Source organism: Nocardia sp. NBC_01730, from assembly GCF_035920445.1.
Lineage (GTDB): Bacteria > Actinomycetota > Actinomycetes > Mycobacteriales > Mycobacteriaceae > Nocardia.
The window spans coordinates 4,068,195-4,087,520 of record NZ_CP109162.1 but is presented as its reverse complement, the minus strand read 5'-3'; the positions used below and the strand labels follow the sequence as shown (position 1 = coordinate 4,087,520).

General features: G+C 67.5%; 21 protein-coding genes and 1 pseudogene. 10 read left to right on the top strand and 12 right to left on the bottom strand.

Annotation, left to right across the window (positions count from 1 at the left end; genetic code table 11):
* The first annotated feature begins 137 nt into the window (after positions 1-137).
* Positions 138-1,427 (top strand): MFS transporter, encoded by a 1,290-nt coding sequence (locus tag OHB12_RS16160; protein ID WP_327121167.1) that lies wholly within the window; start codon positions 138-140, stop codon positions 1,425-1,427.
* Between the two features lie 876 nt (positions 1,428-2,303).
* Here the strand turns inward: OHB12_RS16160 and OHB12_RS16155 are convergent.
* From OHB12_RS16155 to OHB12_RS16145, 3 genes are all read right to left on the bottom strand, one after another.
* Positions 2,304-2,600, bottom strand: coding sequence for a YciI family protein (locus OHB12_RS16155; protein ID WP_327121165.1), 297 nt, complete (start codon positions 2,598-2,600; stop codon positions 2,304-2,306).
* A 20-nt stretch (positions 2,601-2,620) separates the two neighbouring features.
* Positions 2,621-2,983, bottom strand: coding sequence for a hypothetical protein (locus tag OHB12_RS16150; protein WP_327120382.1), 363 nt, complete (start codon positions 2,981-2,983; stop codon positions 2,621-2,623).
* 88 nt (positions 2,984-3,071) lie between these two features.
* Positions 3,072-3,641, bottom strand: coding sequence for a TetR/AcrR family transcriptional regulator (locus OHB12_RS16145; protein ID WP_327120381.1), 570 nt, complete (start codon positions 3,639-3,641; stop codon positions 3,072-3,074).
* 95 nt (positions 3,642-3,736) lie between these two features.
* Here OHB12_RS16145 and OHB12_RS16140 point away from each other — a divergent pair, with 95 nt between their 5' ends.
* Positions 3,737-4,174, top strand: coding sequence for a DoxX family protein (locus OHB12_RS16140; RefSeq protein WP_327120379.1), 438 nt, complete (start codon positions 3,737-3,739; stop codon positions 4,172-4,174).
* An 87-nt stretch (positions 4,175-4,261) separates the two neighbouring features.
* Here OHB12_RS16140 and OHB12_RS16135 read toward each other — a convergent pair whose 3' ends face one another.
* The 3 genes and pseudogenes from OHB12_RS16135 to OHB12_RS16125 all read right to left on the bottom strand — a co-directional run.
* Complete coding sequence (locus OHB12_RS16135) at positions 4,262-4,663, bottom strand: PaaI family thioesterase (RefSeq protein ID WP_327120377.1); 402 nt, start codon at positions 4,661-4,663, stop codon at positions 4,262-4,264.
* Positions 4,664-4,717: 54 nt separating this feature from the next.
* Positions 4,718-5,920 carry an MFS transporter gene (locus OHB12_RS16130; RefSeq protein ID WP_327120375.1) on the bottom strand — a complete coding sequence of 401 codons (1,203 nt, stop codon included), beginning with the start codon at positions 5,918-5,920 and terminating at the stop codon, positions 4,718-4,720.
* Positions 5,921-5,996: 76 nt separating this feature from the next.
* Positions 5,997-7,160 (bottom strand): annotated as a pseudogene (locus tag OHB12_RS16125) (transcription termination factor Rho, short form); the annotation flags it as partial.
* 303 nt (positions 7,161-7,463) lie between these two features.
* On the opposite strand from OHB12_RS16125, the gene OHB12_RS16120 reads away from it, so the two are divergent.
* Positions 7,464-8,321 carry a cyclopropane mycolic acid synthase family methyltransferase gene (locus OHB12_RS16120; protein WP_327120373.1) on the top strand — a complete coding sequence of 286 codons (858 nt, stop codon included), beginning with the start codon at positions 7,464-7,466 and terminating at the stop codon, positions 8,319-8,321.
* A gap of 135 nt (positions 8,322-8,456) precedes the next feature.
* Here the strand turns inward: OHB12_RS16120 and OHB12_RS16115 are convergent, their stop codons facing one another.
* The gene (locus tag OHB12_RS16115) at positions 8,457-8,828 is read right to left on the bottom strand and encodes a hypothetical protein (RefSeq protein WP_327120371.1); all 372 of its coding nucleotides are present in this window, start codon (positions 8,826-8,828) and stop codon (positions 8,457-8,459) included.
* Between the two features lie 284 nt (positions 8,829-9,112).
* Between OHB12_RS16115 and OHB12_RS16110 the strand changes: the two genes are divergently transcribed.
* From OHB12_RS16110 to OHB12_RS16100, 3 genes are all read left to right on the top strand, one after another.
* Positions 9,113-9,586, top strand: coding sequence for a sigma-70 family RNA polymerase sigma factor (locus OHB12_RS16110; protein WP_327120369.1), 474 nt, complete (start codon positions 9,113-9,115; stop codon positions 9,584-9,586).
* 148 nt (positions 9,587-9,734) lie between these two features.
* Positions 9,735-11,009, top strand: a complete 1,275-nt coding sequence (locus OHB12_RS16105) for an N-acetylmuramoyl-L-alanine amidase (protein WP_327120367.1) — start codon at positions 9,735-9,737, stop codon at positions 11,007-11,009.
* A 91-nt stretch (positions 11,010-11,100) separates the two neighbouring features.
* A complete protein-coding gene (locus OHB12_RS16100; RefSeq protein WP_327120365.1) occupies positions 11,101-12,138 on the top strand; it encodes a CobW family GTP-binding protein in 1,038 nt (345 codons plus the stop codon).
* Here the strand turns inward: OHB12_RS16100 and OHB12_RS16095 are convergent.
* Genes OHB12_RS16095 through OHB12_RS16085 form a run of 3 tightly spaced genes read right to left on the bottom strand, consistent with a single transcriptional unit; the run spans position 12,135 to position 14,852 of the window.
* On the bottom strand, positions 12,135-12,566 hold the full coding sequence (locus OHB12_RS16095; RefSeq protein ID WP_327120363.1) for a molybdenum cofactor biosynthesis protein MoaE: 432 nt from the start codon (positions 12,564-12,566) through the stop codon (positions 12,135-12,137). The two genes, OHB12_RS16100 and OHB12_RS16095, sit on opposite strands and share 4 nt — an antisense overlap.
* Positions 12,553-13,611: a bifunctional molybdenum cofactor biosynthesis protein MoaC/MoaB gene (gene moaCB / locus OHB12_RS16090; RefSeq protein ID WP_327120361.1), complete on the bottom strand. Its 1,059-nt coding sequence runs from the start codon at positions 13,609-13,611 to the stop codon at positions 12,553-12,555. Before moaCB ends, OHB12_RS16095 begins: the two co-directional genes overlap by 14 nt.
* A complete protein-coding gene (locus OHB12_RS16085; protein ID WP_327120359.1) occupies positions 13,608-14,852 on the bottom strand; it encodes a molybdopterin molybdotransferase MoeA in 1,245 nt (414 codons plus the stop codon). The genes moaCB and OHB12_RS16085 overlap by 4 nt, the downstream gene beginning before the upstream one ends.
* 173 nt (positions 14,853-15,025) lie before the next feature.
* On the opposite strand from OHB12_RS16085, the gene moaA reads away from it, so the two are divergent.
* Both moaA and OHB12_RS16075 read left to right on the top strand, forming a co-directional pair.
* Entirely contained in the window at positions 15,026-16,084 is a 1,059-nt protein-coding gene (moaA, locus tag OHB12_RS16080; protein ID WP_327120357.1) for a GTP 3',8-cyclase MoaA, read from the top strand.
* Positions 16,077-16,319, top strand: coding sequence for a MoaD/ThiS family protein (locus OHB12_RS16075; RefSeq protein WP_327120355.1), 243 nt, complete (start codon positions 16,077-16,079; stop codon positions 16,317-16,319). Before moaA ends, OHB12_RS16075 begins: the two co-directional genes overlap by 8 nt.
* Positions 16,320-16,407: 88 nt before the next feature.
* On the opposite strand, the gene nadE is transcribed toward OHB12_RS16075, so the two are convergent.
* Together nadE and OHB12_RS16065 are read right to left on the bottom strand one after the other, a co-directional pair.
* Positions 16,408-17,235 (bottom strand): ammonia-dependent NAD(+) synthetase, encoded by an 828-nt coding sequence (nadE, locus tag OHB12_RS16070; protein ID WP_327120353.1) that lies wholly within the window; start codon positions 17,233-17,235, stop codon positions 16,408-16,410.
* 22 nt (positions 17,236-17,257) lie between these two features.
* Entirely contained in the window at positions 17,258-17,863 is a 606-nt protein-coding gene (locus tag OHB12_RS16065; protein ID WP_327121161.1) for a TetR/AcrR family transcriptional regulator, read from the bottom strand.
* 141 nt (positions 17,864-18,004) lie between these two features.
* Between OHB12_RS16065 and OHB12_RS16060 the strand changes: the two genes are divergently transcribed.
* Together OHB12_RS16060 and nrdH are read left to right on the top strand one after the other, a co-directional pair.
* Positions 18,005-18,631 (top strand): NAD(P)H-dependent oxidoreductase, encoded by a 627-nt coding sequence (locus OHB12_RS16060; protein ID WP_327120351.1) that lies wholly within the window; start codon positions 18,005-18,007, stop codon positions 18,629-18,631.
* A 423-nt stretch (positions 18,632-19,054) separates the two neighbouring features.
* On the top strand, positions 19,055-19,288 hold the full coding sequence (nrdH, locus tag OHB12_RS16055; protein WP_327120349.1) for a glutaredoxin-like protein NrdH: 234 nt from the start codon (positions 19,055-19,057) through the stop codon (positions 19,286-19,288).
* The last annotated feature ends 38 nt before the right edge of the window (positions 19,289-19,326 follow it).

The following is a 19,326-nucleotide window of genomic DNA, read 5'->3' as shown; positions in this document are numbered from 1 at the left end:
CTGTGTTCGTGCCACGCCTTCGGTTGGACGCCGAAGGAGGAACGAATCGAGGTCCGTGACGGGCTGGAGAGGACGTGCACGTGACCGACCAAACATCCGAGAGTTTCCCTTTGCGGCGCTCAGTTGCGGCCTCCGCGATGGGAAATGCCACCGAATGGTTCGACTACGGCGTCTACGCCGCGACCGCGGGCTACCTCACCGACGCCTTCTTCCCCGGCGAACTGGGCACGCTCGGCACCATGCTCGGCTTCGCCGTCTCGTTCGTGCTTCGCCCGCTCGGCGGCATGGTGTGGGGGCCGCTCGGCGACCGGATCGGCCGAAAAGCAGTGCTGGCCACCACAATCCTGCTTATGGCCGCCGCTACCGGTGTCATCGGCCTACTGCCGACGCACGCCACCGTCGGTGTGCTCGCGCCGATCCTGCTCATCGCTCTTCGTGTGGTGCAAGGCTTTTCGACCGGTGGTGAATACGGCGGCGCCGCAACATATCTGGCCGAGTGTGCGACCGACAGCAAACGCGGATTCCTCGGCAGCTTCCTGGAGTTCGGCACGCTCGGCGGGTTCGTCGGCGGCAATGCGACGGTGCTGGCCTGTCAGCTCGCGATCGGCTCGGATGCCATGCACGATTGGGGCTGGCGCATTCCGTTCCTGCTCGCCATTCCGCTCGGCCTGACCGGCTGGTATCTGCGGTCCAAGCTCGCCGAGAGTCCGGTGTTCGACGAGGTCGCTGAGCACAAGCATCCGCCGGGCGGTCTGCGTGCGGTGCTGACCACCTACCGGCGCGAGACGCTCACGCTGGCCGGGTTGGTCGTCGCCCTCAACGTGGTGAACTACACGCTGCTCACCTACCAGCCGACCTACTTGCAGAACACGATCGGCATGGGCGAGTCGGCCACCACCGCGATGATGCTGGTCGGGCAGTTGGTGATGATGCTGGTGCTGCCGTTCTTCGGCAAGCTGTCCGACCATGTCGGCCGCCGCCCGATGTGGCTGTTCTCGCTGCTCGGCCTCGCGGTGATGGCGGTGCCGATGTACTGGCTGATGGGTCAGGGGACCGCGTGGGCCGTCACGGGCTTCATCGTGCTCGGCCTCCTGTACGTGCCGCAGCTTTCGACCATCAGCTCCACGTTCCCGGCCATCTTCCCGACCCACGTCCGCTACGCGGGCTTCGCGCTGGGCTACAACGTCTCCACCGCGGCCTTCGGCGGCACCGCCCCGCTGATCAACGAGGCCGCGATCGAATCGACCGGCTGGTCCCTATTCCCCGCCGCCTACATGGTCGGCGCGTCCCTGATCGGCCTGGTCGCCTGGACCTTCCTCCGCGAAACGGCCGGAACCTCGTTGCGCGGCACCGAAGTTCCCGACGCGGGTGAACCCGCCGCCCCGAGCGTCCAAAAAGACGCCCCGCCTGCCCAGCCTGCGTACTGAATCGGGCGACCGCGCGCCGGTGCGATCATCGGGCTCCGCCGGTCAGGTGGCTATCGAGGGGCACCGAGCTGATTGTGCACGCTGCGAGGGTGGCCGGATTGCGTGTTTCATCATCTCTACACCGAAGGCCCGGTCCATCAGGACCGGGCCTTCGGTGTATTCCACTACCCCAGCGATCATGGGCGGGTTGACGTCTTTGGGGGGTACAGTTAGATAAAGATGTCGGACTCCTGTACCGCGACGCCGACGCCTTCCGGGACAACAGATCCACGTATCGCATTTCCGAGCCGCTGATTCGGTTCTACCACGCAATCATGCGTCCGGTCTGGGACCAGCTCGAACGCCCCGGAGGTGCCAACCGTGTGTGGCGCGCCAGTCGCCTCGGGTTCGTCAGCAACGTGCTCGGGCCACATTTCGAGCAGATCTGCCGGGATTGGGCGCTGCACCATTCCGATCCTGGTTTGTTCGCCGAACTTCCGGCCAAGGTCGGTCATGGGACGGTTCACGACGCCAGCACTCGGACAAATCACGAGATCGACGTCGCCGTCATCGGGGTATCGGACGGCGGCAAGCCACCGCTCCTGGCGATCGGTGAGGCAAAGTGGAACGACATTGGGGCAAAGTCATCTGGATCGCCTTCGGCATATCCGGGATGTCATCGCCCGCAATGGTCGATACGACACCAGCCGAACCCGGCTACTGTGCTTCAGCGGCACTGGTTTCAACGACAATGCACGAAGGGCGGCGGAGTCGGACGAGGTCGCACTCATCGGCCTGTCGACGCTGTATGAATGACCTGGCGTTTCTCGCTGCTGTCGATCAGCCTGCCGCTGTTGTGCAGGGGCCCGCTGGCCAGGTCGCCCACACGCGCCTGGGTCAGGCCCTGCGCAGCCGGGTGAACGAAGGGCCGACCCTTACCGGCCGGATGTCGATATGCCAGACGTCTCCGGTGACATACGGCTCGACCTTCAGCCATTCGTCGAGTTCGCTGCGTGAGTCGAATTCGAGGATCAGCATCGACCCGATCATTGTGCCGTCATCGTCGAGAATGGCGGTGCCGAAGAGCATCTTGCCCTCGGCTGCCAGCTTGTCCCCGAGGGCGATGTGCTTGTCGCGGGCAGCCGTGCGCCGCTCGAGTGAACCGGTGTCCGTACCGTCATAGCCGAGAAGCATGAACTGCACGGCGGGATCTCCTAGTGTTCGTCGTGTTCCTCTGGCCAGCTGTCCTCGATGATCAGACGGTCGTCCCGTAGTGCGGCCGCGTACTGTTCGGCGACTATGTCGGTCGGGTAGGTGGGCCAGTAGGAGACCGCGCCGGTGGGCTTGTCGATGACGCAGACCGAGCCGCCGACGACCAGCAGGGGGACGTTCGGGTCGGCGAACCGGGATGGAGGGAAGACGGCGGCGGCGACGAAGCAGGTGTCGAATTCGGTGATCTGGTAGGTGATTCCGCGTTCGGCGTCGTCGTCGTTCGAGAGGTAGCGTTTGGCGATCCGGCGCGCCTCGCTCTGGTCCACCGGAGTGGTCGCCTCGGTCGGGTAGGCGTGGATGTCCATGTGTCGACGGCAGCCACGAGATGATGGCCGCCTACTCCTTCCAGGTCCTCTAGATAACACTGTGGCGGCCCGCCACAGGCGGGTTTCGTCAGTCGAACCGCATGGTGGAAAGCATCAGGCGGGCGACCGCCTCCGGGTCGGGGTCGGTAACCAGCGCCGAGTTGTCCAGTGCCCCTTCGCGGTACAGCGAGGCGAAGCCGTGCACCAGCGACCAAGCGGCGAGTTGGGTCGCCTGCTGATGCTGTCGGTTCCGCTCCGGCTGCATCGCGGAGACACCGGAGCGTAACGCAGCGCCAGAACGTACCCGTGCCGCCTGAAGTTTCGGGTCGTCGGCATGCAGCAGGTTGTGCCGGTACATGACGTCGAAATGCCCGGGGTGTTCGCGGGCGAATCGAATGTAGGCCACCGCGACGTCCCGGAAATCTCCGGCCGCCTGCTCGAGCTGGTCGGTCAGCAGTTCGAAGCCCTCGGTGGCCAGCGCGGTGAGCAGGCCCGCTCGGTCGCCGAAGTGATGCGCGGGCGCCGCGTGCGAGACCCCGGCGTGCCGCGCCAGGTTGCGCAGGGAGACGGCGTCGACACCGTCGGACGCGATCTGTTCGGCGGCCGCGGCCAGGATCGTGGACCGCAAGTCGCCGTGGTGGTAGCCGTTCTTCGCCATACCTCGATGGTGACCGACAATCTAGACATTGACAAGTTTCCATCGTCCGCCTAATCTTTCCACTGTCAAGATTTGCTGTTCGACAGGAGACCCCGATGGCACCGCTGGTTGTACTCGCCGTCGTCACCGCGCTGGCTCGGCTTATCGGCTGGCTGGCCGGTGTCGGATGGCTCGATTCGTGGCCGCACGCGACCGCGCTCGGGCTGGCCGCGATGTTCGTCCTCACCTCGAGCGCACACTTCCTCCAGCCGCGCCGCGACGCCCTGATCGCCATGGTGCCGCCGCGGCTTCCGAGCCCGCCTGCGCTGGTGACGCTGACCGGCATCCTCGAACTGGCCGGTGCGGTCGGCCTGGTGATCCCCGCGACCGCCGACCTGGCCGCGATCTGTCTGATCGCGCTGCTGGTGATGATGTTCCCGGCCAACGTCCGCGCCGCACGGGCCGAGCTGGGGATCAAGACCATGCCGCTGCCGCTGCGGGCGCTGGTCCAGGTCGTGTTCCTGGCGTCATGCGCTGTCGTCATCGTCGGCTGAGCACGAGGAAGCCCGCCCCGCACCGGAAATCGGTGCCGGGCGGGCTTGGTGTGCGAATTGTGCCGCACATCGGGCAGGCGCGGTTGGCTACAGCACCGCCTGGGTCTGGGTCACCTTCGCGACCAGCTTGTCGGCGTCGTCGCGGATCACCGTCTCGACCACGATGAACGAACGCCCGGCGTGCAGCGGGACGGAGGAGGCGTTGGCGTATCCGGAGCGGACGGCACGTAGGAAGTTCGTCTTCGACTCCACCGTGGTGGTGCCCTGCTTGCCTTCGGGCAGGTTCAGGAACGCACACACCGCACCGGTCGCGTCGGCGAGCGACATCAGCACCCCGCCGTGCAACACGCCGCCGAGGGTGCACAGCGATTCATTCCAGGCGAGGCGGCTGCGCACCAACGCGGGTCCGTGCTCGATGACCTCGACACCTAGCCGCTCGGTGAACGGCATGGTCTGGTGGAACAGCGTGGTGCCCGTCATATCGATCATGGACACGATCCTGCCGAGGCCCGCGTGCCGAGTCGACTACCTCGGAGGTAATGGTCACCGATCCGGCGAGGTGCGGCCCTGTGCGCGATGCGCCCACACCACCGCAATCACCAGCGTGGCGGTCAACCCGCCGAGCGTCATAACGGTGCTTGGCGAACCGTGGTCCACGACGACACCGCCCGCGAGCGCGCCGAGCGAGATCGTCGCCTGGAACGAGGCGGTGAACAGCACCGCCGCCGCCTCCGGCGCGTCAGGCGCTGCCTTCGCGAACCACGCCTGGGACGACACCGGCACCGCGCCGTACCCGACGCCCCACACGACCAGCAGAGCCAGTGCGCCGAACCCCCACCGGCCCGACACGGGCAGCAGTAGCGTGGCGCCGGCGATCAGCGCTGCGGCCGCGGCGAGGGTGGCGCGGGGCCTGCGCATGATCCAGGCGCCACCGAGGAAGTTGCCGAGAATGCCCGCGGCGCCGTAGCTCAGCAGCACGATGGTGACCACGCCGGGGCCGACCAGGGTGACCTGTTCGAGGAACGGCGTCACGTAGGTGTACGCGCCGAAATGGGCCAGCACGATGAGAAACGTTGCCAGCAGTGCGAATCGGATATCGCCGCGGCGTAGCAGCGCACCCAGCAGTGCGGGCCGCGTGACCTGGCGGGCGGGCAGCGCGGGCAGGAACGCGACCAGCATGGCCGACACGACGGCCGTCAGGACGCCGACCACGAGGAAAGCCGTTCGCCAACCGGCGATTCCACCCAGCAGCGTGCCCGAGGGAACGCCGAGCACGGAGCCGAGCGGCACCGAGGAGAAGATCACGGCGTTGGCCTTGGCGACCGAGTCGGCGGGCACGAGGCGTTCGGCCAATCCGGCCGCGATGGACCAGAAGCCGCCAACGGTGACCCCGACCAGCACCCGCGAGACCAGCACCACCCAGTATTCCGGCGCGGCCGCCACCAGCGCGTTGGCGAGCACGAGCAGAAACATGAACAGACACAGCATGAGTCGCCTGTCGATACGCGCGGTGGCGACGGTGACGAGCGGCGCCGCGACGGCGGCGATCAGTCCCGGCGTGGTCATCATCAGCCCGGCCATGCCGTCGGAGATGGTGAAGTCGGCGCCGATCGAGGTGAGCAGCCCGATCGGCAGGATCTCGGTGGTGACGATCGAGAAGATCGCGAGCATGACCGAGGCGACCGCGAGCCAGCCGGTCAGCGTGGTGCGGCGGGGAGTCGGTGCGGTGGTGTGAACTGTGGACACGAGATCGAGTCCAGCAGTCACGCGGTGCCCGAGCTGGCGGGTTCACGCCAGCACCATCGGTCGTGGTCGACGTCACTCAGCCGCGGGCGGACCGCATCGGGGCCAGGAATTGCGCGTTGGTCTCGGTCTTGCGAAGGCCCTCCAGCAGCAGGTCGAGTGCTTGCTGCCCGTCCAGGGGAGCCAGGGTCGCGCGCAGCTGATGCGTCGCGGTCAGTTCGTCTGGGGTGAGCAGCAGCTCATCTTTGCGGGTGCTGGACTTTGCGATGTCGACGGCGGGGAAGACGCGCCTGTTCGCTGCGGCGCGGTCCAGTTTGAGTTCGGCGTTGCCGGTGCCCTTGTACTCTTCGAAGATCACCGTGTCGCCCAGCGAGCCGGTCTCCACCAGGGCGGTGGCGATGATGGTGAGCGACCCGCCGTGCTCGATATTGCGGGCGGCGCCGAGGAAGCGCTTGGGCGGGGCGAGCGCGGCGGCATCCACGCCACCGGACAGAATGCGGCCCGATGCTGGGGCGGCCACGTTGTAGGCGCGGGCGAGGCGGGTCAGCGAGTCGAGCAGGACGACGACGTCGCGTCCCATCTCGACGAGCCGCTTTGCGCGCTCGATGGCCAGTTCGGCCACGGCGATGTGCTCGCGCGGCGGCTGGTCGAAGGTGGCGGCGGCGACGTCGGCGGGCACCGCCCTGGTCAGGTCGGTGACCTCCTCGGGGCGCTCGCCGACCAGCACGAGCAGCAGCTCGCATTCCGGGTGATTCTTCGCGATGCCGTGCGCAATCGCTTGCAGCACAGCGGTTTTTCCCGCCTTGGGCGGGGCGACGACGAGCGCACGCTGCCCCTTGCCGATGGGCATAACCAGGTCGGTGACGCGCGTGGTCATGGCGTGCTGTTCGGTTTCGAGACGGAGGCGTTCGTCGGGATAGACCGGGACCAGATCGGCGAACTCCGGACGGCCGCGCAGTCTTTCCGGCCGCTGCCCGTTGACGGTCCGCACCGTGTGCAGTGCGGCCGGCTTGTCGGATCGGGAATCGGATTGCGCTGTGCCGGTGACGAAGTCGCCGCGACGCAGTGCGTTCTCCCGGATGAGCCGGGTCGGGACGGTGATGTCGTGCGGACCAGGTAGGTAGCCGTCGACGCGCAGTGCGCCACGGTTGCCCGTGATGTCCAGGATGCCGGTCACGGTCTGTGCCGCGTCCTGCCGATCGGGCGATTTCTTCTCAATCATATTGGGGCTCATGGTATTTCCATTTCAGGTGGAGTGGTTCATGGATGCGGCGAATGCCGTGACGTGCAGTGGAACCGCGGCGACGATCCCCGGATTCGCGGAACGATGCACGCGTCCGGTTCGGAACGGGCCTCGGAATTCTTGTGGGAGGAACACCTACGTCCACAAGAGCTAGACATTGCTGAGGCTACCGGGGTGTCCGTCGACGCGCAAGGTGAGCGAGCGTGTCTCGGCAACGCTTCGGTATCGTTCGGCACCGACGGTAAACGAAACTCCCCGCTCGCGCGTATCAGCTGATGACACCCGGTGAACAGGAGAAACGTGATGACCGACCTCCCGCCGTTCTATCGGCAGGTGCAAGCGCACTACGACCTGTCCGACGAGTTCTACGCGCTGTTCCTCGACCCCTCGATGACCTACAGCTGTGCCTACTTCGAGCGCCAGGACATGACGCTCGAACAGGCGCAGCGCGCCAAGATCGATCTGGCGCTCGGCAAGCTCGATCTGCAGCCCGGCATGACCCTGCTCGATATCGGATGCGGTTGGGGCGCAACGATGGTGCGTGCCGCAGCGATATACGGAGTCAAGGTCATCGGGCTCACGCTCAGCCGCAACCAGTACGACTATGTGCAGGCCACGATCGACCGGGAGCACATCCCCGGCGCCGAGGTCCGGCTGCAGGGTTGGGAAGAGTACTACCGCGACGTCGACCGGATCGTCAGCATCGGCGCGTTCGAACACTTCCGGCGCGAGCGCTATGAGGCGTTCTTCGAGTGTTGCCACCGAATGCTGCCGGAAGGCGGGCGGATGCTCCTGCATACCATCATCGGCCACACGCTCAACGACCTACGGCGCATGAATATTCCCGTCACCCGGGACAACGCCCTGTTCCACATCTTCATCAAGCGGGAGATCTTCCCGGGCGGACAGCTGCCGCAGCCCGCGGAGGTGACCCGGCTCGCCGGGCGCGCCGGGTTGGGCACGGAGAAGATCCAGGAGTTGCAGCCACACTACGCGCGCACGCTCGACTGCTGGGCCGCCGCGTTACGCGACCACCGCGACGAGGCGATCGCGCTCGCGTCCGAGGAAGTCTACGAGCGCTACATGAAGTACCTGACCGGCTGCGCGGCATACTTCCGCAGCGGGCACATCGACGTCATGCAGTTCACTTTGGTGAAGTGAGCCGCCGAGGGCGGGCCGTTGAACTCATCCGCGCCACCACCGCGTCGGGCAGGTGGGGCAGCATCAGATCGAATGCGGCCGACCCCAGCGTCTGTCGAACGTAAGTCGATACGCGGACGAGGCGATTCCGCGCGGTCAGCCGCCGAAGGATCCGGTGCTCGGCGGCGGGGGCAGTAGCCGCCACGGACCGCAGTTCTCGGTCTTGAACGCGACATCGGTCGGCTTGATCTCCACCCGCACCGGGCTGAGGCGGGTGAAGTTGTTCGCGATGATGTTCTTCATGTCGGTGTTGTCGCCCTCGACCTTCCACAGCCTGCGCCAGTCGCAGCCGTAAGCCGGATCGGCCGTGCCAGGTGCCTCCCAGGTACCGGGGAAAATGTCGACCCCGACCAAGTAGAGGCCGTTGTGCGGCATGGTATTCGCGGGTTCGGCCGCCGCGGTTCCGGCTCCGAGCATGGTCGCCGCGGCGGCCATGGCCCCCGCGGTCAGGAGCATGCTTGCACGCATGACGATGTTCTCCTCGACTGTGTTCTACTGCCGCTTCGCGGCTGACGAGGGAGATCCCCGAATCTCCGCGGCAAGGTCTACCAGATCTGCCCGATGGATGTGATCGAAACCGGAATTCCGGTCGGCGGCAGTACTGAATCGCGGGCGGTGTTGTCATCCGGTCGAATCGCCGCGATATCCCTGGCATGAGATGTGCTTGGCCTGCCTCCCGCCCCCGGCGGACGCGTTCTGCCCCGTGTGGCCTGCGTTGTGCGCGACTGTGCACCGACGACGGGCTCGCTACCGTGCTGACCAGCGAGCGCGCGCTGCTGCACTGGCGGGCCGTGCGATCGTTGGACGATCCGGGGCTCGCCGAACATGCGGTACAGGAAACACTGCTGCGCGCGTGGCGTTCCTGTGGGAGGTTCGACGAGGCCAAGGGCGCGGTCCGGACCTGGCTGCTGGCCATTCAGCGCAACGTCGTCATCGACATGGCTCGCGCGCGGGCCGCACGACCCAGGGATGCCGACTGGGACGAGGTCGACGAACAGGCCAATTCCCGGTACGCGCACCCGGATTTCACCGACGGGCTGGTCGACGGCCTTCTGGTGGCGCAACTGCTGGCCCTGCTGCCCACCGCCCAGCGGGAGGCGGTGACCGAGGTGATCCTGCGGGACCGGGCCTATCAGGAGGTCGCCGACGACTTCGGCGTGCCAGTGGGCACGGTGAAGACGCGCGTGCACTACGGCCTTCGGTCGCTGCGCCAGTCTGCCGCATAGCGTCTGAGCAGCCCGAACATGCCATCCCGCAGAGTAACGGTTCGATAACGGACCTTGCTTGCTGATACCCGCGTTGCAAGAGTGACTACTGGGTTTGGTGTTACTAGTGGGAAGGGAGGGGTGCCCCATCCCGGGGCACCGACCGCACATGAAGCCAAGCATCATCAAGGCCGGTAGCTGTACCGCCGTCACGGCCGCGGTGACAATGACGCTCTTCGGACTGCTCCCGACAACTGCGCAAGCCGCACCGGCAGCGCCGGATATAACGAACAAACTCGCAGGCAAGACCGTGTTTCTCGATCCCGGCCACCAAGGACCGAAGCACTCGGAGGACCTGGCAAGACAGGTCAGCGATGGTCGCGGCGGCACCAAGGACTGCCAGACCACCGGTATGACCACGGTGAACGGAATTCCCGAGCACACCATCAACTGGAACGTCGCGCAGTTGGTCAAGGCGTCGTTGGAGAGTCTCGGTGCGCGCGTGGTGCTGAGCCGCCAGGACGACACGGGTTGGGGTGGCTGCATCGATGAGCGAGCGCGTGCCGCGAACGAGTCCGGCGCCGCCGTCGCCGTGAGTATTCACGCCGACAGCGCCCCCGCGGAGTATCGCGGCTTTCACCTGATCATTCCAAGGCTGCCGATACCGGACGGGACGGTGAATCAGATCCAAGCCGGAGCAGGATATGCCGCATCGAAGTCGGTCCGCGACGCCTACCTGCACGCCGGGTTCCCCTCGGCGAACTATGCCGGTGTGGCGGATGGGCTACAGACCCGCAAGGACATCGCCGGACCCGCGCTGACCGCCGTTCCCGCCGTTTTCGTCGAGATGGGCAACGGCGCGAACCCTGAGGACGCCGCCCTACTGGAGAGCCAGGAAGGGCAGCTGAAGCACGCCATCGCGATCACTACCGGCTTGGTCGGTTATGTGCTCGGTGCTCCGCAGACGGGCTCGTCGTCGGATCGGCCCGCGGTAATTCCGGGTGCTGCGGGGTCGGGTGTTCCGTCGGATCGGCCCGCGGTGGTGCTGAGCGCGCCGCAGGATCAGACGGCTGCGCGCGCACCGCAAGGTGTCCCGGGCGCGCTACCCGGTCAGGCGGTTCCGAGTGAGCCGCAGGCTCGGATCGTCCCGGATGTGCCGCCGAGTCAGGCGGTTCCGGGTGAACCGCAAGCGCGAATCATCCCGCTGCCTGGGCAGATCGTTCCTGGTGCGCCGCAGTCTCAGGCCGTTCCTGGTGCGCCGCAGTCTCAGGCCGTTCCTGGTGCGCCGCAGTGGACCGGCCCTCAAGGGAGCGTCGGCGGGAAGGTCGTGGAGCTGCTGATGCCGCTGGCGAGGTCGCTCGGCATCGACGCCACCGCCATCACCCCGGAGCTGGTCAATCTGGCCGACACCCTGTTGGGCATGCTGAACGGCCCCTCGAAATAGTCCGCACACCGAACCCATCGGACGCCATCCTCGCCACGTGGAGGGTGGCGTCCGGTATTGCGGGTGGGACCCGCGCAGTAGGGTGAGCGGAGTGGCTGACCGGATTCCTGTTGTGCTCGTCGCGGGGTTTCTCGGCTCCGGGAAGACAACCTTGCTCAACCACTTGCTGCGCGACAACCGGGGAACCCGGATCGGGGTGGTGGTCAACGACTTCGGGGCGATCAACATCGACTCGATGCTGGTCGCCGGGCAGGTAGACGCCATGGTCTCGCTCGGCAACGGCTGCGTATGCTGCGCGGTCGACGTCACCGAACTGGACGAGCTGTTCACCCGGCTCGCGCAGCCACGCGCCAAGATCGACGTGATCGTGGTGGAAGCCAGCGGCCTCGCCGAGCCGCGCAGCCTTATCCGGATGGTGGTCGGCAGCGACAACCCGCGGATCCGCTATGGCGGATTGGTCGAAGTGGTGGACGCCGAGCAGTTTCCGCACAGTAGCGCACGTCATCCCGAGCTGATCACACATCTGCGGCTGGCCGATCTGGTGGTGGTGAACAAGGCCGACCGGGTACCGGACGAGCAGCTGGCCCGGCTGCGGAACCGCATCGCGGAGCTCGTCGGCCCGGTGCCGGTGTACGCGACCACGCGCGGCCGGATCGATCCAGGACTGCTGTTCGACGAACCGCTGCGCGAGGCGCCGCGGGTGGCCGAGCAATTGAGCTTCGACGAACTGCTCGCCGAGCACAATCACGACGCGGACCACGACGACCACCACCATCTGCACGACGAATACACCAGCGTCTCGTTCACCAGCACGCGAGAGCTGGACCCGCGCAGGCTGATCGGTTTTCTGGAGGACCCGCCGCCGGGGCTGTTCCGGGCAAAGGGCTTCGCGGCGTTCGGCGTCGCGGACGAACGCAGGAAGTTCGTCCTGCACATGGTCGGCCGCCACATCGTCTTCGAGCCGGGCAACTGGTCGCGCGGCGAATCGCGCGGTACGCAGCTGGTGCTCATCGGAGCGGGCCTGCACACCGACACCGCCCTGGCACGCCTGCGCGACACCGTGCATGCCGCCGCCGATCCGCTCGATCCGCAGGCCATGCTCGGCGTCTGGCGCTACGCGCCGCACTAGCAGGCGTTCACCCATTCCGACAAGCCGTCGGCGAACAGTTGGCGCTTCCAGATCGGCACCTCGTGTTTGATCCGATCCACCAATTCCGCGCACGCAGCGAAGGCCTCGGCGCGGTGTGCGGCCGCGACCGCGACGACGATCGCGAGATCGCCGATGGCCAGCTCGCCGACGCGGTGCACCGCCGCGACGGGCAGGCCGCGAGAGGCGGCCAGTTCCGCGCACACTGTGCGCAGGAACCGCTCCGCCTGCGGGTGCGCGGAGTATTCCAGGGCCGAAACCGCCTGTCCGCCATCGTGGTCGCGGACCTTGCCGGTGAACAGCACGACCGCGCCGTAGTGCGGTCCGGTCACCGCCGCATCGACCTCGGCGGGGTCGAGCGGCCGGTCGCTGATCCGGGCGAGCCGGACGGTCGCCTCAGCTGTTGTCATGAGTGCCGCCTCCGGCCACTTGTGCGAGTAGATGAATCAGCAGCGGTTCCAGCACCGCGATGCCGTCTTCGACGCCGCCGGGCGATCCGGGCAGGTTCACGATGACCGAGCGGCCCGCGAGCCCGGCCACGCCCCGGCTCAGCGCGGCGAGCGGGAACTCGGCGGTGCCGCGCTGCCGGATCGCCTCTGCCACGCCGGGCAGTTCGCGGTCGAGTACCGCGAGGGTGGCTTCCGGGGTGGCGTCGGTGGGGGAGGCGCCGGTTCCCCCGGTGGTGATCACCAGCGCGGGCGCGAAGCGCAGCGCGTCGGCCAAGCCGAGCTCGATCTCGGCATCGGCATAAACCAGCGGCCCGCGCACCGAGAAGCCCAGGCCGGCAAGCCATTCCACGAGGACAGGGCCGGTGGTGTCGACGCGGATGCCCGCCGCGACGCCCGTGGAGGCGACGAGGATCACCGCCGAGCGGGATTCCTCGTCCAGTTCCCGATCGATCTGCTGATCCGTGTCGGAAAGCGCACCAGCCGAGGACTTTTCGTCATCGAGCAGCTGATGTGTTGTCTTGCTCGGCGCCTCGGCGGCGGGACGCTCCCAATGTCCGTGCTTGCCGCCCTCTTTGGTGAGCAACCGTACCGCGTCGAGCGTCGCCGCCGGGTCGACCGCCTTCACCATGTCGTGCAGGGTGAGCCCGGCGACCGCGACGGCGGTCAGCGCCTCCATCTCGACGCCCGTGGGGCCCTTGGTCTTCGCGGTGGCCTCGATCGTTATCGCGGCCTCGGTGAAACCGAACTCGACCCGCACCGAGGACAGCGCCAGCTGGTGGCACAGCGGAATCAGTTCCGAGGTCTTCTTCGCGCCCGCGATGCCCGCGATGCGCGCGGTGGACAGCACATCCGCCTTCGGCAGGTCGTCGGCCCGCACCAGCGCGACCACCTCGGCGGTGGTCCGCAGTTCGCCCGCCGCGACGGCGATCCGGGTGGTGTCGGTCTTCGCGCTCACATCGACCATGCGGGCGCGACCCTCCCGGTCGACATGGGACAGCTCACTCATAGTGACCACACTCGCACAATCGCGCCCGCGGGCAACGCGGAGACCTCGGCAGGTATATCGACCAGCACTTCGGCCCACGCCATGCTCGCCACCAGGTGCGAGCCGGGCCCGGACACCACCTCGACCGCGATCGGATGTCGGAGTGGCCAGGGTGGTTCCCCGGACGGTCGGATCAGCTTGCCGCGCAGGAACTGCCGCTTGCCCTCCGGCGAGCGAGGCACGGCGGTGCGCAGCGGTAGCTCGTAGGTCGCGACTTCGGGCAGGCCCGCGAGGTGGCGCAGGATCGGGCGCGCGAACACCTCGAACGACACCATCGTGCTGACCGGGTTGCCCGGGAAACTGAGCACCGGCACGCCGCCGACGACGGTCAGCCCCTGGGGTCCGCCCGGCTGCATCGCGACCGAGCCGAACTGCCCGCCCAGCGGCTCGAGCACCTCCTTCACCACCTCGAAGTCGCCCTTGGATACCCCACCGGAGGTGAACACCACATCGGCCGCGCTGGTCGCGGCGGACAGCAGCGCGCGAAAGCGCGCAGGATCGTCGGTGCTGTGCGAGACCGAGACGACGGTGACGCCGTTCGCCGCGAGCGCCGCGGCCAGGGCGGTGCCGTTGGAGTTGTAGATCTGCCCGGGGCGCAGGATGGTTCCCGCGGCGACCAGTTCGTCACCGGTGGTGATGACCGCTGCGCGTACCGCGGCGAACACCGCCAGCGTCGGGAGGCCGACCGCGGCCAGCGCCGCGATGTGCCGCGGCGCCAGCGCGGTCCTTGCAGTGGCCAGCAGGTCTCCGGCCCGCACGTCGGTGCCCGGTTCGCGCACGAATTCGCCTGCGCTGCGGCCGCGTTCGACGGTCACCGTGTCGTCGTCGGCGTGCGTGTCCTCCACCGGAATCACGCAGTCCGCGCCCGGCGGGAGCGGGGCACCGGTCATCACCTTGACGGCCGCGCCGGGCGGCAGCGGCGTCCGGCCGGGAGCGCCCGCCGCGACCACGCCCGCGAGCGGCAGCGTCACCGGCGCGATTACTACCGACTCGGCGCGCACCGCGTATCCGTCCATCGCCGAGTTGCGGAACACCGGAAGATCGATCGGCGACCGGACGTCGTCGGCCAGCTGCCTGCCCAACGCCGCCTGCACCGGGACAGACTCGACCGCGCGCGCGGCCAGCGGTCGCAGCAGCTGTTCGATGCTGTCGCGGTAGTCGTCGACGGGCCGGGTCCAGACGCTGGCGGGCCGAGGGTTCATGCGAGTCAGCCTAACGCCGTATGCCAGGGGCTTTCCGCCTCCGCCGACGTGCACCGGCCTGGTGATCCGGGTCTGCCTGCTGGTGCGAAGCGCACACTCGCCGCCCCGCTACCGTGAGCGATTTCGGTACCTTGCGCCGTCGGCGATTCCCGGCAGGCCGTCATAATGGACATGTGACTCTGGTCGAGGTCGGGATTCCCGTCGTGCGTTCGGGGCGTCCCTCGCTCGACGGCCGCCCCGACACGCCCTACTTGCTGGATCGGTTCGGCCGCGTCGCCCGCGATCTGCGCGTCTCCATCACCGAGAAGTGCTCGCTGCGCTGTACGTACTGCATGCCGGAGGAGGGGCTGCCGGAGATTCCCCGAAATGAGTTGCTCACCGTGGACGAGATTGTGCGGCTGGTCGGCCTCGCGGTCCGCGAGCTGGGGGTGCGGGAGGTCCGCTTCACCGGAGGTGAGCCGCTCATGCGCCGCGACCTGGAGCAGATTATCGCCGGATGCCACGAACAGGTTCCGCACATCCCGCTGGCCATGACCACCAACGGCGTCGGGCTGGAGCACCGTGCCCGCGCGCTCGCCGCCGCCGGGCTACACCGGGTGAACGTGTCGCTGGACACCGTCGACCGGGTCGGCTTCGCGCGGCTGACCCGGCGAGACCGCCTCGACTCCACGTTGGCGGGTATCCGCGCCGCACGGCAGGCCGGACTGGTGCCGGTCAAGGTGAACGCCGTGCTGATGCGCGAAACCCTGTCGGGCGCGTCGGATCTGCTGCAGTGGTGCCTGGACGAGAATTGCGAGCTGCGGTTCATCGAGGAGATGCCGCTGGACGCCGACCACGAGTGGGCTCGTGCCAACATGGTCACCGCCGCTGAGCTGCTCGACATGCTCGGCGGCCGGTTCGAACTCACCGCGGTGGGCCGGGCCGATCCGTCGGCGCCCGCGGAGAAGTGGTTGGTCGACGGCGGCCCCGCGACCGTCGGGATCATCGCGACGGTCACCCGCAAGTTCTGCGACACCTGCGACCGCACCCGGCTCACCGCGGACGGCATGCTGCGCTCCTGCCTGTTCAGCGATCAGGAGTTCGACCTGCGCCAGGCACTGCGTTCCGGCGCCGACGACGACGAGCTCGCAACCCTGTGGCGTGGTGCGATGTGGAACAAATGGGCAGGCCACGGCATCGACGCCGAAGGGTTCGTCCCCCCGGAACGGACGATGGGAGCCATCGGTGGTTGAGATCCGATACTTCGCCGCCATCGCCGACGCCGTCGGCAAGGACCACGAGACCCTCGAATTCCCGGCCGGCGCCACGATCGCCGATCTACGCGCCACCTTGTCCGCCTCCTACGGCCCCGACCTGGACAAGATGCTGTCGGTCTGCGCTTATCTGATCGGCGACGAACTCACCCGCGACCCCGGTGTCGCGCTGAGCCCCCAGGTGGACGTGCTTCCGCCCTTCGCGGGCGGATAGTTACGCGGCGACCAGCTGTCTGCGTGCTGCTCCCCGGACGAGCGCTGGAGCTAGTTCTTCCCGGCATGTCCACGGACCGGCCCCGCGGCTATGAACGCCACCAGGTGTCCAGCGGTGTGACCGGGACTGTGCGCTTGTGCCGTGTGTTCAGGAAGATCGCTTCGACCTTGGCCGCGACTTCCGGCGTCACGTCTTCGCCCTCGAGGTAGTCGTCGATTTCGCTGTAGCGCAGACCGAGCGCTTCCTCGTCGGGCAGTGCAGGCCGGTCGTCCTCGAGATCGGCGGTGGGGACCTTGGACCAGATACTGGCGGGTGCGCCCAGTTCCTGCAGCAGCGCCGCACCCTGACGCTTGGTGAGGCCGGTGAGCGGCGTCAGGTCGACGCCGCCGTCGCCGTACTTGGTGAAGAAGCCGGTGACCGCCTCTGCCGCGTGGTCGGTGCCGACGACCAGGAGGTTCTCCTGGCCGGCCAGCGCGTACTGGATCACCATGCGCTCACGGGCTTTGATGTTGCCCCGCACGAAATCACGCAGCTTGGCCGCCGGAAGTGCCGCCGCCGCCTCGGCGGCCACCGCGTTCGCGCTGGGGCGGACGTTCACCGCGACGGACCGATCCGGCTGGATGAATTCCAGCGCGATCCGGGCGTCGGCCTCGTCGGCCTGCACGCCGTAGGGAAGCCGGACGGCAAGGAAGGTCGCGTCCACACTGTCGGCGCGCAGCTCCTCGACCGCGAGCTGGCAGAGCCGTCCGGTGAGCGCGCTGTCCTGCCCGCCGCTGATGCCGAGGACAAAACCACGTGCGGGAGTGGCGTTCAGATAATCCTTGAGAAAATCGACGCGGCGCCGCACCTCGGTCTTCGGTTCGATGCTCGGCTGGACGCCCAATTCGGTGATGATCTGTTCGCGCAGGTTCCGCATGGCGCTCGAGTCTACTGGCGATTCACCCGGTGACGACGCGCCGAACGAACGTCTCCCAGTTGTCGCCGATCTGTTCGCGGGTGTAGCCCTGGACATGCATCTGGTGCATGACGAGCGCCGCGCCGAGCGCGGCCAGCAGCGAGTCGACGATCAGCGGAATCTCACCCTGCGCGTCGGCCTGGCGCAGCAGCATGGCCACGTGGGCGCGCAGTAGTCCGTAGGGCGCGCCGGAATAGCGGTCCCCGGCCTCGCCGATCTCTGCCGCACGGTGCAGCTCGCCTTCCACCTCGAGATGCAGGAGCCGCTCCCGCCCGAAGGCGACCAGCCGTTCGACCGGTGCCGCGCCGGGGCCGAGTGGCGGCGGCCCGAACATGAACGCTTCCTGGTTCTTCCGCTCTGAGTGGTCCAGCAGCGCGTGCATCAGGCCTGACCTGCTGCCGAACCGGCGGAACACCGTGCCCTTGCCGACCCCGGCGCGCTTGGCCAGCGCGTCCATGGTGAGACTGTCTACGCCCTGCTCGCGCACCAGCTCTTGTGCCGCGTCCAGCAGGAGCTGCCGGTTGCGCGCCGCGTCCGCGCGCTCGGTTGGCCCCGCAGGGCCGGGCAGTGGAGCGCCGACGCCGAGCAGTCGGCGCTCGCCGGGTGCCGGCCTGTCGGATGTGGGGTAGTTCACAGCGCTCACGCATACTCCGCGGGAAGTAATCGGACCATGGTCCGGTTGATGTGTGTTGAACGTTCGGACACCACATTCAGTACACCAGGAGTCGTCATGAGTGAGCGAAGCGATCGAATCATCAACACAGTGGCCTTTGGCCCCGGCGAAGCCGGGAGCCAGACCCGCATCCTCGCCCTCGTCGGTAGCCTTCGTGCCGCCTCGATCAACCGGCAGCTCGCCGAGGCCTCCGCGCAGACCGCCCCCGAGGGCGTCGAGGTCACCATTTATGAAGGTCTCGGTGACATCCCGTTCTATAACGAAGACATCGATGTCCCCGGTTCGGTTCCTGCCGCCGCCCAGGCGCTGCGCGAGGCGGTCGCCGCGGCCGACGGCCTGCTCGTGGTGACTCCGGAATACAACGGCACGTTGTCGGCGGTGCTGAAGAATGCCATCGACTGGGCCTCGCGCCCTTATGGTGCGGGCGCCATCAAGGACAGGCCTTCCGCTGTTGTCAGCGCGTCGATCAGCCCGAACGCCGCCCAATGGGCGCACGGCGACGCGGTCAAGGCGCTCGGCGTCGCAGGTGCTCGCGTGGTGGAGTCCGCGCACCTGCACTTCGGTGTCGTCGGCGAGCGGTTCGGTGCCGCGCATCCGCGCGAGGACGCCGAGGCGCTGACCGAGTTGGCGGCCACGGTGCGCGAACTGGTCGAGGCGGCGCGCGGCGAACTGGCGTCCGTGTAAGCTCCACGTCCGGTCTCGAGCGAGGGCCACCGCTACCGGAGTAGCGGTGGCCCTCTCCGTGCACCAGGAAGTTTGCTGAAAGTAAGCTATGTGGCCAAATTGTGATCTGTGTCACTGTTGTGTCGAGTTGTGAATCGAGCGTCCTGGGACTTCTCCCGTTGGAATTCCATCGGTGTGACTCGCTACATGTCGTGTTGGATGAATCTGTCGGCCACTAGGTGTAGTGTCTTCGGTACTGGAAGACGGCAAGAGACCTCGCTCGGAACGAGTCGGCCACACGTGGCTGATCAGGGGATTCGAGACCCGATCCAGGAGTTTGCGCAGCATAGGTCGGATCGTGCATCACTAGCGACTGCTTGCAGGTCGCTCAAACGATCGGCATACGGATCACAGGCTGTGGATCACAAGGAGAGAGGGACATCAATGACCGTCACCGTGTACACCAAGCCCGCTTGCGTCCAGTGCAACGCCACCTACAAGGCCCTCGACAAGGCCGGGGTGGACTATGAGGTCGTCGACATCTCCGTGAGCGACGAGGCGCGCGACTACGTCATGGCCCTCGGGTACCTACAGGCGCCGGTCGTGGTGGCCGGTGACGAGCACTGGTCCGGCTTCCGGCCCGACCGCATCAAGTCACTCGCGACCGTGGCGGCCTGACCGCTTCCGTTTCGTCCGAGGGCGAATGCCGGACGGTC

Coding starts and splice junctions, on each gene's coding strand:
- OHB12_RS16115 (WP_327120371.1), bottom strand. CDS start 8,828: ATGCGTGCAAGCATGCTCCTGACCGCGGGGGCCATGGCCGCCGCGGCG.
- OHB12_RS16095 (WP_327120363.1), bottom strand. CDS start 12,566: ATGACAACAGCTGAGGCGACCGTCCGGCTCGCCCGGATCAGCGACCGG.
- OHB12_RS16140 (WP_327120379.1), top strand. CDS start 3,737: ATGGCACCGCTGGTTGTACTCGCCGTCGTCACCGCGCTGGCTCGGCTT.
- OHB12_RS16145 (WP_327120381.1), bottom strand. CDS start 3,641: ATGGCGAAGAACGGCTACCACCACGGCGACTTGCGGTCCACGATCCTG.
- OHB12_RS16135 (WP_327120377.1), bottom strand. CDS start 4,663: ATGATCGATATGACGGGCACCACGCTGTTCCACCAGACCATGCCGTTC.
- moaCB (WP_327120361.1), bottom strand. CDS start 13,611: ATGAGTGAGCTGTCCCATGTCGACCGGGAGGGTCGCGCCCGCATGGTC.
- OHB12_RS16105 (WP_327120367.1), top strand. CDS start 9,735: ATGAAGCCAAGCATCATCAAGGCCGGTAGCTGTACCGCCGTCACGGCC.
- OHB12_RS16160 (WP_327121167.1), top strand. CDS start 138: ATGGGAAATGCCACCGAATGGTTCGACTACGGCGTCTACGCCGCGACC.
- OHB12_RS16120 (WP_327120373.1), top strand. CDS start 7,464: ATGACCGACCTCCCGCCGTTCTATCGGCAGGTGCAAGCGCACTACGAC.
- OHB12_RS16155 (WP_327121165.1), bottom strand. CDS start 2,600: ATGCTTCTCGGCTATGACGGTACGGACACCGGTTCACTCGAGCGGCGC.
- nadE (WP_327120353.1), bottom strand. CDS start 17,235: ATGCGGAACCTGCGCGAACAGATCATCACCGAATTGGGCGTCCAGCCG.
- OHB12_RS16150 (WP_327120382.1), bottom strand. CDS start 2,983: ATGGACATCCACGCCTACCCGACCGAGGCGACCACTCCGGTGGACCAG.
- OHB12_RS16060 (WP_327120351.1), top strand. CDS start 18,005: ATGAGTGAGCGAAGCGATCGAATCATCAACACAGTGGCCTTTGGCCCC.
- nrdH (WP_327120349.1), top strand. CDS start 19,055: ATGACCGTCACCGTGTACACCAAGCCCGCTTGCGTCCAGTGCAACGCC.
- OHB12_RS16085 (WP_327120359.1), bottom strand. CDS start 14,852: ATGAACCCTCGGCCCGCCAGCGTCTGGACCCGGCCCGTCGACGACTAC.